This window comes from Corynebacterium senegalense (assembly GCF_900411315.1).
Lineage (GTDB): Bacteria > Actinomycetota > Actinomycetes > Mycobacteriales > Mycobacteriaceae > Corynebacterium > Corynebacterium senegalense.
This window is the reverse complement of record NZ_LS990887.1, coordinates 316,253-330,364: the sequence shown is the minus strand read 5'-3', so window position 1 is coordinate 330,364 and position 14,112 is coordinate 316,253. Positions and strand designations below refer to the sequence as shown.

At 68.6% G+C, this 14,112-nt stretch carries 13 protein-coding genes; 8 read left to right on the top strand and 5 right to left on the bottom strand.

The features are described 5' to 3' along the window. Window positions 1-49 precede the first annotated feature (49 nt). The 4 genes from DYZ02_RS01620 (at window position 50) to DYZ02_RS01605 (ending at window position 3,576) form a co-directional block, all read left to right on the top strand. Window positions 50-403, top strand: coding sequence for a DUF4259 domain-containing protein (locus tag DYZ02_RS01620; protein ID WP_115684705.1), 354 nt, complete (start codon window positions 50-52; stop codon window positions 401-403). Window positions 404-463: 60 nt separating this feature from the next. After that, a complete protein-coding gene (gene uvrB / locus DYZ02_RS01615) occupies window positions 464-2,563 on the top strand; it encodes an excinuclease ABC subunit UvrB (RefSeq protein WP_115686319.1) in 2,100 nt (699 codons plus the stop codon). Between the two features lie 21 nt (window positions 2,564-2,584). Next, entirely contained in the window at window positions 2,585-3,043 is a 459-nt protein-coding gene (locus tag DYZ02_RS01610; protein ID WP_115686318.1) for a universal stress protein, read from the top strand. Window positions 3,044-3,132: 89 nt separating this feature from the next. After that, window positions 3,133-3,576: a universal stress protein gene (locus DYZ02_RS01605; protein ID WP_115684704.1), complete on the top strand. Its 444-nt coding sequence runs from the start codon at window positions 3,133-3,135 to the stop codon at window positions 3,574-3,576. Window positions 3,577-3,579: 3 nt separating this feature from the next. On the opposite strand, the gene DYZ02_RS01600 is transcribed toward DYZ02_RS01605, so the two are convergent. From DYZ02_RS01600 to DYZ02_RS01590, 3 genes are all read right to left on the bottom strand, one after another. After that, on the bottom strand, window positions 3,580-5,790 hold the full coding sequence (locus DYZ02_RS01600; RefSeq protein ID WP_181896861.1) for a HelD family protein: 2,211 nt from the start codon (window positions 5,788-5,790) through the stop codon (window positions 3,580-3,582). 104 nt (window positions 5,791-5,894) lie between these two features. Continuing rightward, the gene (locus DYZ02_RS01595) at window positions 5,895-6,881 is read right to left on the bottom strand and encodes a DoxX family membrane protein (RefSeq protein ID WP_115684702.1); all 987 of its coding nucleotides are present in this window, start codon (window positions 6,879-6,881) and stop codon (window positions 5,895-5,897) included. An 81-nt stretch (window positions 6,882-6,962) separates the two neighbouring features. After that, on the bottom strand, window positions 6,963-7,565 hold the full coding sequence (locus DYZ02_RS01590) for an MBL fold metallo-hydrolase (RefSeq protein WP_115684701.1): 603 nt from the start codon (window positions 7,563-7,565) through the stop codon (window positions 6,963-6,965). A 94-nt stretch (window positions 7,566-7,659) separates the two neighbouring features. Between DYZ02_RS01590 and uvrA the strand changes: the two genes are divergently transcribed. From uvrA to DYZ02_RS01570, 4 genes are all read left to right on the top strand, one after another. Further along, a complete protein-coding gene (gene uvrA / locus DYZ02_RS01585) occupies window positions 7,660-10,512 on the top strand; it encodes an excinuclease ABC subunit UvrA (RefSeq protein ID WP_115684700.1) in 2,853 nt (950 codons plus the stop codon). 210 nt (window positions 10,513-10,722) lie between these two features. Continuing rightward, window positions 10,723-12,009 (top strand): hypothetical protein, encoded by a 1,287-nt coding sequence (locus tag DYZ02_RS01580; RefSeq protein ID WP_425450992.1) that lies wholly within the window; start codon window positions 10,723-10,725, stop codon window positions 12,007-12,009. Between the two features lie 25 nt (window positions 12,010-12,034). Beyond that, complete coding sequence (locus DYZ02_RS01575; RefSeq protein ID WP_115684699.1) at window positions 12,035-12,616, top strand: hypothetical protein; 582 nt, start codon at window positions 12,035-12,037, stop codon at window positions 12,614-12,616. Further along, on the top strand, window positions 12,616-13,221 hold the full coding sequence (locus DYZ02_RS01570; RefSeq protein WP_115684698.1) for a hypothetical protein: 606 nt from the start codon (window positions 12,616-12,618) through the stop codon (window positions 13,219-13,221). The genes DYZ02_RS01575 and DYZ02_RS01570 overlap by 1 nt, the downstream gene beginning before the upstream one ends. Here DYZ02_RS01570 and DYZ02_RS01565 read toward each other — a convergent pair. Further along, window positions 13,205-13,870: a response regulator gene (locus tag DYZ02_RS01565; protein WP_115684697.1), complete on the bottom strand. Its 666-nt coding sequence runs from the start codon at window positions 13,868-13,870 to the stop codon at window positions 13,205-13,207. The genes DYZ02_RS01570 and DYZ02_RS01565 overlap by 17 nt on opposite strands. Next, the gene (locus tag DYZ02_RS01560; protein WP_115684696.1) at window positions 13,867-14,082 is read right to left on the bottom strand and encodes a hypothetical protein; all 216 of its coding nucleotides are present in this window, start codon (window positions 14,080-14,082) and stop codon (window positions 13,867-13,869) included. Before DYZ02_RS01560 ends, DYZ02_RS01565 begins: the two co-directional genes overlap by 4 nt. Window positions 14,083-14,112: the final 30 nt, after the last annotated feature.

Sequence of the window (14,112 nt, the reverse complement as noted above, 5' to 3'; positions counted from 1 at the left end):
CAACTGTTGGTAAATTCCCATTAATCTGCGTTGTCTAACGTGTCCCGACATGGGTACGTGGAACTACGGGCCGTTCGACAACGACAAGGCCCGCGACACCGTTCGCCAGCTGGCCGACGGCTCGTTCGACATGGCCCAGTTCCGCTTCGACTGCGGCGACGCGCCCCTGGACTCGGAGAGGGCGGAGGTCGTCGTCGCGCTGGTCGCGGTGCTGAACGGCCACCTGCCGGCGGACGCTGATCCCCGGGCGCTCGACTACCAGTTCACCTTCCGCGAGCGGCGCTGGCTGCGCTCCAAGCTGCGCGAGGCCCTCGACCCCCACAACTCCGAGCTCTACGAGCTGTGGAGCGAGACGGGGGAGGTGGACCAGTGGCTGGAGGCGACGGGGAAGGTCATTCACTAGCCCGCGCTGGGGCGCTTCAACGCCCGTGTCAGTAGAACATTCGTGCGCTACGATGGCGGCATGGCTTTTGCTGCTGAACACCCCGTCCTGGCCCAGTCCGAGTTCCGCCCGGTGGGCGAGATCGAGCGCCGGGAAAAGCCCTTCGAGGTTATCTCCGAGTATTCCCCCTCGGGCGACCAGCCGGCGGCGATCAAGGAGCTCGACGAGCGGCTGCGGCGCGGGGAGCGCGACGTGGTTCTCATGGGTGCGACGGGCACCGGCAAGTCGGCCACGGCGGCGTGGCTGATCGAGAAGCAGCAGCGCCCCACACTCGTCATGGCGCCGAACAAGACCCTGGCGGCCCAGCTGGCCAACGAGCTGCGCCAGCTCCTGCCGAACAACGCGGTGGAGTACTTCGTCTCCTACTACGACTACTACCAACCCGAGGCGTACATCGCGCAGACGGACACCTACATCGAGAAGGACTCCTCGATCAACGACGACGTGGAGCGCCTGCGCCACTCCGCCACCTCCGCGCTCCTCAGCCGCCGCGACGTGGTCGTGGTCGCCTCGGTGTCCTGCATCTACGGCCTCGGCACCCCGCAGTCCTACCTCGACCGCTCCATCGTTCTCAGGATCGGAGAGGAGGTCGACCGCGACCAGTTCCTCCGCCTGCTTGTCGACGTCCAATACGAACGCAACGACGTCGACTTCAAGCGCGGGACCTTCCGCGTCAAAGGCGACACCGTGGACATCATCCCCGCCTACGAGGAGGTCGCGGTGCGCGTGGAGTTCTTCGGCGACGAGATCGACGAGCTCTACTACATCCACCCGCTCACGGGAGACATCCTCAGCAAGGAGGACGAGGTCCGCATCTTCCCGGCCACGCACTACGTCGCTACCGATGAACGGATGGAAAAGGCGATCGAGGCGATCAAGGAGGAGCTGGCGGATCGGCTGGAGGACCTGGAGAACCGGGGCAAGCTGCTGGAGGCGCAGCGCCTGCGCATGCGCACCGAGTACGACCTGGAGATGATCCAGCAGGTGGGCTTCTGCTCGGGCATCGAGAACTACTCGCGCCACATGGACGGCCGGCCCGCGGGCTCGGCGCCCGCCACGCTGATCGACTACTTCCCCGAGGACTTCCTCACCATCATCGACGAGTCCCACGTCACCGTCCCCCAGATCGGCGGCATGTACGAGGGGGACATGTCGCGCAAGCGCAACCTCGTCGAGTTCGGCTTCCGGCTGCCCAGCGCGGTGGACAACCGGCCGCTCACCTTCGACGAGTTCGAGGCCCGCGTCGGCCAGACCGTGTACATGTCCGCCACCCCGGGCGACTACGAGCTCGAGGCCTCGGGCGGCGAGTTCGTCGAGCAGGTGATCCGCCCGACCGGCCTGGTCGACCCAAAGGTCACCGTCAAGCCGACGAAGGGGCAGATCGACGACCTCATTGAGGAGGTCCGCCAGCGCGTGGCCAAAGACGAGCGCGTCCTGGTGACCACCCTGACCAAGCGCATGGCGGAGGACCTGACGGACTACCTCCTCGACCACGGCATCAAGGTGCGCTACCTGCACTCGGACATCGACACCCTGCAGCGCGTGGAGCTGCTGCGCCAGCTGCGCCTGGGAGAGTTCGACGTCCTGGTTGGCATCAACCTCCTGCGCGAGGGCCTCGACCTCCCCGAGGTCTCTCTGGTGGCCATCCTCGACGCCGACAAGGAGGGCTTCCTGCGCTCGACGAAGTCGCTCATCCAGACCATCGGCCGCGCCGCCCGCAACGTCTCCGGGGAGGTGATCATGTACGCCGACACGGTCACGGAGTCGATGCAGCAGGCCATCGACGAGACGGAGCGGCGCCGGGAGAAGCAGCTCGCCTACAACAAGGAGCACGGGATCGACCCGACGCCGCTGCGCAAGAAGATTGCCGATATTCTGGATCAGGTCTACGACAACGCCGAGGCGGAGACCGAGGCCGGGGCGGCGGGCGAGGCTGCGGTCGTCGACAAGCCCGACGTCTCCGCGATGGCCTCCGACGAGGTGCAGAAGCTTATCGACGACCTCACCGCCCAGATGGGGGCCGCAGCGCGCGAGCTGAAGTTTGAGCTGGCGGGCCGGTTGCGCGACGAGATCGCCGACCTGCGCCGCGAGCTGCGTGGTATGAAAGAAACCGGAAACTAGCTGGAAGGACGGATGCACAGCATGCATACCTACACATCGATCGCGGTCGGGACGGACGGATCGCCGACCTCGCTCATGGCGGTGCGTGCCGCCGCGAGCCTGGCGCGGGTGTACGACGCCGACCTGACCGTCATCTGCGCCCACTACTCGGCGAGCGGGTCAATGCTCAATGCGACGAACGCGGAGCTGTCGAAGATCGAGATCGTCAGCGACGACGACGCGGAGCGCATCCTCTCCGCCGCGCGGGTTATCGCGGAGGAGGAGCAGGCGCCCCGCGTCACGCTCACCGCGCGCCCCGGCCAGCCGGCCAACGTCCTGCTCGAGGCCGCGCTCGAATACCACGTCGACCTGCTCGTGGTGGGCAACAAGGGGATGCGCTCGCTGGCCGGTCGGTTCTTCGGCAACATCCCCGGCAGCGTGGCGAAGAAGTCGCCGGTGGACGTCATGCTCGTTGATACGAGGGCGGAGGGTCACGACTAGTTTTTTCGGGGTAAACTGTTTAGTCAATCGCAGGTTCCGTGGTGGCGCGCCCGCCCGAGGCCCGAAGTTCAGGAAAGGTTAATTCACCCATGGCCAACAACTACAAGACCATCGTCGTCGGCAGCGACGGCTCGAAGTCCTCTCTCCTCGCCGTTGAGCGCGCCGCGAAGATCGCCGCCGCCTTCGGCTCCACGCTCGTGATCGGCACCGCCTACTACGAGACGGAGGACGACGCCTCCAAGACCCTGCGCCAGGACTCCGTGACCATCCTCGGCGACGAGCAGGCCCGCGCCAACCTCGACGCGGCCGTCGAGCACGCCCGCAGCGTCGGCGCCGAGGACGTGCAGACCGCGATCCGCCCCGGCACCCCCGTCGAGGCTCTTATGGCCATCGTCAACGACAACAAGGCCGACCTGCTCGTCGTGGGCAACCGCGGCATCAACTCCCTGACCGGGCGCCTCCTCGGCTCCGTCCCGGCCGACGTCGCCCGCCAGTCGGACTGCGACGTCATGATCGTCCACACCGTCAACTAGCGGCTAGGACGGCATCGGGCCGATCACTGTCAGCGTCTGGGTGGCGCGGGTGATCGCCACGTACAGGTCCTGCCACCCCTGGGGCGAGGACCCCACGATGGCCTCGGGTTCCACCACGACGACGTGGTCGAACTCGAGGCCCTTGCATTGGGCGACGTTGCCCGCCGTGATCACGGCGGAGGTGCGCCCGTCCTCGGCGGGCAGGGCGGAGGCCGGGTCGGTGCCCGAGGGCAGGTAACGCACCGGTACGCCGGTGGAGCGGATCGCGGTCGCCGGCTGTGCCCCCGGGTCGATCGCCGCGAGGACCTCGTTGGCCGATCCCATCACCTCCGCCGGGGTGCGGTAGTTCACCGTCAGCTCGTGGGTGCGGTAGCGCTCCCCGACGAAGGGGGCGAGCGCGGCCGACCAGTCGTCCGTACCCGCGGGTGCGGAGGTCTGCGCGGTGTCCCCCACGAGCGTCATCCACCGTGAGGGGCAGCGGCGGAACACCATCCGCCACTCCATCGGGGACAGCTCCTGGGCCTCGTCCACGATGACGTGGCCGTAGGCCCACGTCGCGTCGGCCCGGGCGCGCTGCGCCGTCGAGCGCACGTCCGTCTCCCGCTGGCGCTGCGCGAGCGTCTCCGCGTCGATGACGTCGGCGGCAGAGAGGATCTCCGCCTCGAACTGGTCGTCGTCGTTGTCCGTGGACTCCGAGGAGGCGAGGACGTCGAGTGCATCCTCGGCCTCGGCGACCTGCCGCAGCCACTCCTGCCGTTCCTGCTCCCGCTTCTCCTCCTCGTCCACGCGGCCGATCAGCTCGGCAAGCTCGTCGACCAGCGCCGCGTCGGAGGGGGCGAAGGCGGCGCCGTCGGGGCGGAAGAGGGCGTCGCGGGTGTAGTCGTCGTAGTCCTTCGCCACCTCGGCGATGAGCTCGCGGGAGGAGAGCAGCTCGGCGAGCACGGCTTCCGGGTCCAGGGCGGGGAAGAGGGCGTCGACAAGCTTCGCGACGCCCGGCTCCTCCGCCAGGTCGTCGTGGAGCTGGTCCACGTCCGCGGTGCTCAGGAGGTTCTCCCCGCCCAGGGGGTCCTCGCCGATGCGCTGCGCTAGCGCCTCGGCCAGCGAGCGCGTCAGCGCCTCGGCGAACACGCCGCGGGCGCGGTTGTGCGGCAGGCGCGCGCGGCGCGCGCGGGTGCGGGCGGCCTTGACCATCGCGGGGGTCGCGGCGATGCGCACCGAGCCCACCGCCAGCTCCACCGCCTCGTCGGGGACGCGCTGGTGGTGCTGGACGGTGCGCTTGAGGATGGTGGCCATCTCCTCCGAGCCCTTCACCTCCCGCGCGGCGAGAGGCTCGTCGCGGACGGTCGGGGAGAAACCGGGGACGAGGGTGTCGACGGTGCTGAGCACCACGCCCGTCTCGCCGAGCTCGGGCAGCACGCGCGAGATGTAGTCCAGGAAGGTTCGGTTCGGCCCGAGGATGAGCACGCCGGTGCGCGAGAGCTGCTCGCGCCACGTGTAGAGCAGGTAGGCGACGCGGTGGAGGGCGACAGCGGTCTTGCCCGTGCCGGGCCCGCCCTGCACCACGAGCACGCCCCGGGTGGAGTCGCGGATGATTTCGTCCTGCTCGCGCTGGATGGTCTCCACGATGGACTGCATGCGGCCGGTGCGGGCGCGGTTCATGGCGTCGCGAAGCGCGGCCTCGTTGCCCACGTCCGCCGTCGAGCCGACGCGCGCCTCACCGGAGAGGACCTCGTCGTCGACGCCGGTGACCGTGCGGCCGCGCATGCGGATGTTGCGCCGCGTCTCCACCCCCTCCGGGTGGGCGGTGGTGGCCAGGTAGTAGGGGCGGGCGAGGGGAGCGCGCCAGTCGAGGAGGAGGGTGCGGTAGTGGTCGTCCCGGTCGTCGATGCCCATGCGCCCGATGTAGCGCCGGTCCACGTCCGCGCGCCCCGGGGCGGGGTTCTCGGGCTCCGTGTCGGCGACGTCGATGCGCCCGAAGACGAGGCCGACCTCGGCCACGCCGAGGGCGTCGAGCTTCGCGTTGAGGCCGTGGTATTCCGTTTCGCGGCGCACGAGCGCGTCCGCGTCCGGGTTGTCGGGGTCGACGTCGGCCTGGACCTGTTCCAGCTTCTCCTGCGCCGCGCGGACCTCCGCGTCGAGGCGGGCGAAGAGGCCGTCCGCGTACGCCTGTTCCTCGGCTGGCGCCGGGTCGGCGTTATCCGTCGGGTTGTGCACCCGCACACCTCCTGGGGTCGATCATGGGAGGGCAACGATCCTAGCAACAGTACACCCCGCCGCCCTCGCCGAGGAGGGAGACGGGGTGCCGGCCGGGGTTCGGTTTAGCCCAGCTTCTTCTGCGCCCGCTTCACGGCCTTCTGGGCGCGCTTCTGGGCCTTGTTGGCCTTGCGCTTCCACTGGCGCTGCTGGCGCTTGGACGGGGCGACATCGAGGTTGTCGAACGCATCCTGCAGCTTGTCGACGGCCTCCTGAGCGCGGCCCTGAACCTTGGCGCTGGCCTTGGTGGCCTTGCGCTTCGCCTTCTTCTTGTCCGCGTCGGAGGGGGCGAGGTTGTCCAGCGAGTTCTGCAGGTCGCCCACGAGGCTGTTGACCTTGCGCTTCGCCTTGAACTGCTGCACCTTGCTCGGCTTCAGGTCCTCGTAGGTGCTCTGGGCCTGGTCTGCGGCGGTGGACAGGAGGCTGGTGGTCTGCTCCTTGGCGTCCTCGAGGAAGGAGCCGGCGGCCTTCTTCCAGTCGTCCTTGTTGTCGTCGACGTAGGAGGTGACCTGCTCGGTCGTGTCGGAGAGCCAGTCGCTGGCCTTGCCCATGGCCTTCTCGGTCTCGGACTGGGTGGGCAGCGCCTTCTGCACGTTCTTCTTCGTCTGCGACGCGGCCTTCTTGGCGCGCCACTGCAGGTTCGGCTTGCCCTCCGTGTCAACGGTGGCGAGCAAAACGCCGCCGAGGAGGGCGACGTCGGTCAGGGCACCGGTGCGGCGGCGGGTCTTCTCCTGCTCGTCGTGGGCGTCCCAGAAGGCGTGGCGGCCCAGCAGAGAGGGCACGGCGGTCGCGGCCAGCAGCGAGGCTGCGGTGCGCGGTGCCTTGCCCAGGGCGAAGAGGGCGCCCGCGCCCACCTTGACCCCGCCCATTGCCAGGGCGGCGGTCTCCGGGGAGTCCGGGACGAAGGAGCGGTACTCTCGCGGCACAACCGAGCGCACCTTCTTCAGGACGGCCTGGGCGTCGTCGCGGTGCGCGGAGGGGTTCAGAACCGTCTCCACGCCGTCGGCGACGTAGACCGACGCCAGCATCGGACGTGCGAACTTGCGAATCATCAGTTGCATTCCTTTTCTCTTACCTATTGGATGTTCGACTTCCACTCTAGACAGATTCCGCGGGCCGGTGCCACGGTTTTCTCACCACCTGCGCTCCCACCATTCGTCCAGGCTGGGGCGCTCCCGCCCCAGCGTCGTGGGCTTGCCGTGGCCGGGCCGCACGACGGCGTCGTCGGGGTAGGCCTCGAAAATCTTCTCCCTGACGTCGCGGAACAGGCGGACGAAGTCCCCCTCGGAATCCGTCTTGCCCAGCCCGCCCGGGAAGAGGGAATCGCCCACGAAGAGGTTGGTCACCCCGTCGATCTCCGCGACCACGCAGGCCCCGCCCGGGGTGTGCCCGCGGAGGATGTGCACCGGCAGCGCGTGCCTGGCGAAATCCACGGTGTCGCCCTCGTTGAGCTCGCGGTCGACCTCGGCGGGCAACGCCGGGGCGTCGAGGAAGGGGGCCCAGTGGGTCGCGCCGGTGTGCTCGAGGACCTCCGGCAGCGCCCGCACGTGGTCGTGGTGCCGGTGGGTGGTCAGCACGTCGGTGATCTGCACGCCCGCCTGCTCCGCGAGGCGGAGCAGGGCCGGGGCGTCGTCCGAGGCGTCGATAAGCAGGCCCCGGCCCCCGGCGGCGAGGAGGTAGCAGTTGTTGTCCATCTCGGAGACGGAGATCTGGTGGAGGGAAAGCTCGTCGGTCATGGGGGCCAGGGTAGCGGCGAATGAAATAACCCGGCTGACATCGGCGTTGGTAAGTTCGGTAGAAAAGCCCCCGACCCAAAGGACGAGAGACAACGTGGCTGATCGGCTCACTGTGCGCGGCGCGCGCGAACACAACCTCAAGGGCGTCGACGTAGAGTTGCCCCGCGACAAGATGGTCGTCTTCACGGGGTTGTCGGGCTCGGGGAAGTCCTCGCTCGCCTTCGACACCATCTTCGCCGAGGGGCAGCGCCGCTACGTGGAGTCCCTGTCCTCCTACGCCCGCATGTTCCTCGGCCAGATGGACAAGCCGGACGTCGACTACATCGACGGGCTCTCGCCCGCGGTGTCCATCGACCAGAAGTCGACCAACCGCAACCCGCGCTCCACGGTGGGCACCATCACCGAGATCTACGACTACCTCCGCCTGCTCTACTCCCGCGCCGGCACCCCGCACTGCCCGGTCTGCGACGCCGTCATCGACCGGCAGACCCCGCAGCAGATCGTCGACCAGATCCTCTCGCGCGAGGAGCGCGCCAAGTTCCAGGTCCTCGCCCCGGTCGTGCGCAAGCGCAAGGGCGAGTTCGTCGACCTCTTCGCCGACCTCGCGGCTCAGGGCTACTCGCGCGTCACCGTCGACGGCGAGACCCACCAGCTCTCCGACCCGCCGACGCTGGAGAAGCAGGTCAAGCACACCATCGACGTTGTCGTCGACCGCCTCCAGGTCAAGGAGAGCCAGAAGCAGCGCCTCACCGACTCCGTCGAGACCGCCCTCAAGCTTGCCGACGGCCTTGTCGCCGTCGAGTTCGTCGACGCCGAGGAGGGCGACCCGGAGCGCTACCGCATCTACTCCGAGAAGATGGCCTGCCCGAACGGCCACGCGCTCGGGGTGGAGGAATACGAGCCCCGCGCGTTCTCCTTCAACTCGCCCTTCGGCGCCTGCCCGGCCTGCGACGGCCTCGGCGTGCGCAAGGAGATCGACACCGAGCTGGTCATCCCAGACCCGGACGCGCCAGCCGTCGATGCCTTCCAGCCCTGGAACTCCAGCCCGAACAAGAACTACTTCGTCAAACTCATCGAGGCGCTCGCCGCTGAGGAAGGCTTCGACGCCCACGCGCCGTTCTCCTCGCTGACCAAGCCCCAGCAGAAGCACCTCGTCTCCGGGTCGAAGACCAAGATCAGCGTGCGCTACAAGAACCGCTACGGGCGGCAGCGCTCCTTCTCCGCCGCCTACGAGGGCGTGATCGGTTACCTCGAGCGCAAGATGGAGCAGGCCGAGTCGGACAGCCAGAAGGAACGCCTCCTCGCCTACACCCGGGAAATCCCGTGCCCGACGTGCGAGGGGACCCGCCTGAAGCCCGAGATCCTCGCCGTGCGCCTGGATTCGACCTCCCACGGCGAGAAGTCGATCGCGGGACTGACCGAGCTCTCCGTCGAGGACGCCTCCGAGTACCTCGACAACCTCAAGCTCGGCTACCGCGAGGAGATGATCGCCGGTGCGGTGCTCCGCGAGATCCAGGCGCGCCTGCACTTCCTCCTCGACGTCGGCCTCAACTACCTCACCCTGGCCCGCTCGGCGGGGACACTGTCGGGCGGCGAGGCCCAGCGCATCCGCCTGGCCACCCAGATCGGCTCCGGGCTGGCCGGGGTCCTCTACGTCCTCGACGAGCCCTCCATTGGCCTGCACCAGCGCGACAACCAGCGGCTCATCGCCACGCTGAAGAAGCTGCGCGACCTGGGCAACACGCTCGTGGTGGTGGAGCACGACGAGGACACGATCAAGGCTGCGGACTGGATGGTGGACGTCGGCCCGCTCGCGGGCGAGTACGGCGGGGAGATCGTCTACCAGGGCGAGCCCGCCGGCATCCTCGAGGCGGAGAACTCGCTGACGGGCGACTACCTCGCCGGGCGCAAGGAGATCGCGGTCCCCGAGACTCGCCGGCCGGTGGACAAGGACCGGCGGATCCGGATCACCGGCGCGCGGGAAAACAACCTGCGCAACGTCAGCGTGGACATCCCCCTCGGCGTCCTCGTCGCGGTGACGGGCGTGTCCGGCTCGGGCAAGTCGACGATGGTCAACGAGATCCTGGCCAAGACCCTGCAGAACCAGCTCAACGGAGCGCGCCAGGTGCCCGGCCGGGTGAAGAAGATCGAGGGGCTGGACAACCTGGACAAGCTGGTGCAGGTGGACCAGTCGCCGATCGGGCGCACCCCGCGGTCCAACCCGGCCACGTACACTGGGGTCTTCGACAAGATCCGCAACCTCTTCGCGGAGACGCAGGAGGCGAAGGTGCGCGGCTACAAGGCGGGCCGGTTCTCCTTCAACGTCAAGGGCGGCCGCTGCGAGGCCTGCCGCGGCGACGGCACCATCAAGATCGAGATGAACTTCCTGCCGGACGTGTACGTGCCCTGCGAGGTCTGCGGCGGCGCCCGCTACAACCGGGAGACGCTCGAAGTGCGCTACAAGGGCAGGAACATCGCCGAGGTCCTCGACATGCCCATCTCGGAGGCGGCCGAGTTCTTCGAGCCCATCACCTCGATCCACCGCTACCTCAACACGCTTGTCGACGTCGGCCTCGGCTACGTCCGCCTCGGTCAGGCCGCGACGACCCTGTCGGGCGGCGAGGCGCAGCGCGTCAAGCTCGCCGCGGAGCTGCAGAAGCGCTCCAACGGCCGGACCATCTACATCCTCGACGAGCCCACGACCGGCCTGCACTTCGAGGACATCCGCAAGCTCATGCTCGTGCTCAACGGCCTGGTGGAGAAGGGCAACACCGTGCTCGTCATCGAGCACAACCTGGACGTGATCAAGTCTGCGGACTGGATCATCGACATGGGCCCGGAGGGCGGCTCCGGTGGCGGCACCGTCGTCGCGCAGGGCACGCCGGAGGACGTCGCCCGGGTGGAGGGCTCGTTCACGGGCGGGTTCCTCAGGGACATCCTGGCCTAGCAGAACACCTGGCCGGGCGCACCCTGAAGGGTGGAGACGAAAGTAGATACCCTCGCCGTCTCCCCGGCCGAAACGCGCGGTCGGGCCAGGTTGGGCGCGACAGCGAAGGGGGATACTTTCGTTCACGTCTCCCTCGGGTCCCTCCCGCGGGCTCTTTCCTGGGCATAGCCTTCCAGCAGGAAGAGAAATGCCGAGAAAGAGGGGCACACGTTGACCAAGATTGCAGCAGCTGCCGTCGCCACGGCGCTGACGGCCCTGGCTGTGGGGGCCGCGCCCGCCGGCGCGGCGAACGTACCGCCGATGCCACAGGGCTACCCGATCGAGAACCTCTACCAGCCCTGCACGCCCGGCGAGGCGCACGCGCAGGGCTACCCCGAGTGGCGCTACGGCGAAACCGCGCGGCGCTACCTCAGCGACGGCGTCCTGGAGTTCAGGAACACCACCAGCCAGGCCGTCGACTATACGGCGAAGGTGGAAAGCGGCACCAACCATGTCATCTCCGCCAACTCGAAGGCGGCCCTGCCCTCCAACTGGGACACCACCGCGCGGTCCGACATAGGCCTGACCACGGACAACGGCTGGATTGAAGGGGAGACCTTCGGGCCGATCAAGCTCGGCCCGGGGGAGACCTTCCGCGTCGAGTTCGGGGTGCTGGAAAAGGACTTCATCTCGATGATGGTCACCTGCCAGGACGGGTTCTACCAGAACATGCCGGGCGCGAACGTCGTCCGCGGGACCGGGCCCGCCGAGCGCTACGCGTTCGCCCACATCATCCACGCGGACGGCAGCGTGGACCAGCAGGCCCTCCACATCCCCTCGCGCGCGCAGGGCGCGAACAGCAAACCCATCGACAAGCCCTACAACGCGGTGACCGGCCCGAGCCTGGAGAAGATCGCGGACGAGAAGCAGGACCGCATCGTCACCCCCTCCGCCACGCCGAAGCGCGACCCGAGCTGGCCGGAGTTCGGCGCGGCGTGCGACGCCGCCTACCCGCAGTGGTACCCGCACGAGATCCGGGGGATCGCCCCGACGTTCCGCAAGCCGGGCTACTCCCAGGACTTCCTGAACTGGTCCGACGGCCAGCAAACCTACACGCCCGTCGTCGACCACGTTGTCGGGGCCCAGTTCAACGGGGAGATGGCGTACCGCGGAAACGCCGGGCGCCTCCCGGAGGGCTGGCTCGAGTCCGTCGGGGCCGCCCAGCGCGCGTACATGCCCGTCGGCACGGCACTCGACCCCATCGAACTCGAGCCCGGAGACCGGGTGCGCGTGGAGTACGGCACCACGATGATGCGCGTGCAGTACTCGGAGTTCACCTGCGGCACGGCGGGCGCGGAGCGCAGCTACGACCGCGTCTTCGCGCGCGGCACCTCGACAGCCCCGGCCGGGTTCTGGGCCGAGGCGACCGTCACCTCGCGCGACGGCTCGACCCAGACTACCGACGTCACCCCCGACGAGTGGGCCGGGCTGCCCGTTCCCACCCAGACCACCTACTGACACCCCAACCGAAAGAGCACACCCCATGAGCATCGTTTCTCGCGCCGCGGCCACCGCCGCAGCCCTCGCCGTATCCGCCGGCGCACTCACCATCCCGGCCGCCCCCGCCGACGCCCTCCCCGCGCGCGACATGGGCACGGCGAACCCGACCACCATCGGCGCCGCCTGCGCCAACCCCGGGGACACGGGCCAGACCATCCGCATCGACCGCACCTACTTCGACGCCTCCGCCGGCACCTGGACCGTGTCCAACTACAACGCCACCCCGATCCCGCTGACGCGCTCGATCACGGAGAAGAAGACGAAGGAGTGGAAGGTCTCGGCGGGCATCGACTTCCCGATCCTCAACCTGATCAAGATGTCCTTCTCCACCAGCTACACGACGTCCGACTCCTACGAGGTCGGCGAGGTCGTCGGCCCGTACGACATCGCCCCGGGCACCACGGCCGTCATGCGCGCCGGCTGGGTCGTCTCCGACTTCTCCGGCGAGAAAACCGTGTGCGGCCAGGACGGCACCTGGCACGGCACCGGCCAGACCTTCACGGCCTCCCTGCCGGCGGAGCGCCACGTGGAGGTCAGCACCCGCGACAACGTGAAGTTCAGCTGATGCGGGCCCCGATCCTGTATGCGGTGGCGGCGGCCGCGGCCCTCGCGCTGGCGTGGCCCGCCCCGGGCGCGGTGGCCGAGACGCGGGGCCCGGTCGAGTACATCCTCCCGCAGCGCTGGAACGACGATTACCGGCCGGGCAGCCGCTGCGCCACACCGGGCGAGGGCGGGATCGACGTCTCCGCCGAGCGCCGCTGGTTCGACCAGACGGACGCGGCGAGCGTGGCCAACCGCAACGACTTCGCGCTGCCGGTCAAGCAGACCGTCAAACAGGCCCGCACCACGACCCTCCAGGTCTCCGCCGCGGTGGCGCCGAAGGGGGAGATCGAGAAGTACCTCAGCATGGCCTACGGGTTCAACTACGTGCGCGTGCAGCACTGGTCGGTGGGCCAGGTCGTCGGGCCGTACCAGCTGGGGCCCGGCCGCCAGGGCAAGCTGGTGTGGGGGTTCATGATGCTCGACACGGACGCGCGGAACGTGCGCTGCTCCGAGGATCAGAAGTGGGTCGCCGAGGGCGCGCCGTACTCCGCGACGGTGCCCGAGTCCCGCTACGCCGAGCTGCGGGAGGATGACGCCCCCGTGTTCGGCTTCAGTACTCGGCGTTGAGGACCTTCACCACCAGGTTGAGGCGCGAGGTGGCCCCGAATTGGTCGATGATGCTGGAGACGTACTTCTTGATCGTCGACTCCGAGTAGTTCAGCTCCTCGGCCATCTCCGCGTTGGACATTCCGCGGCAGAGCAGGGTGAGCACGCTCTTCTCGGAGTTGGTGAGGGTCTGCAGCTTCATCGCCTCGGCGAGGGGGTCGACGCGGCTGTGCGCTGGCCGTTCGTCGCGCAGGTGGGTGACCAGGCGCGCCATGGCCTGTGGGGAGACGACCATGCCCCCGTCGGTGGCGGAGCGGACGGCGTCGATAAGCACGCGCGGGCGCTCGCTCTTCAATACGTACCCCGCCCCGCCCAGGCGGAGGATGCGCAGCATCGTGCGGTCCGAATCGAAAGCGGTCACGGCGATGAAGATCGGGCGGCGCTCCAGCAGGTTGATGTTCTCCAGCAGCGTCGGGCCGTCCATCGTCGGCATGTGGATGTCGGCGAGGACGACGTCGACGTCGTGAAGCGCGAGTTGCTCGAGGGCCTCCTCGCCGTTCGACGCCACCGCCACCACCTCGATGTCCTCCGTGGTGTCGAAGTAGTGGCGGAAGGAGCTGAGGACTAGCGGGCTGTCATCAACGAGGAGGACGTTGATGGTGCTGCTCATGCGTAGCGGGAGGCGTTAGGGCACCACGGGCGCATGGGGTAGTAGGTGCAGGAGAGGAAGTCGGTCATCGCGGAGTAGAAGCCGATGGTCTGGGTGGTCTCCTCCACCATGGGCTCCTCCGCGCGTGCGGGCGAAGACTCGGCCTGGGCGGACGGCGCGCAGCTCAGCGCGACCAGCGCGGCAGCGAGGCCGGCGACAATGCGGTTCTTCATCTCAGTTCCTTTCGCGAAAGGCGGTGTGTA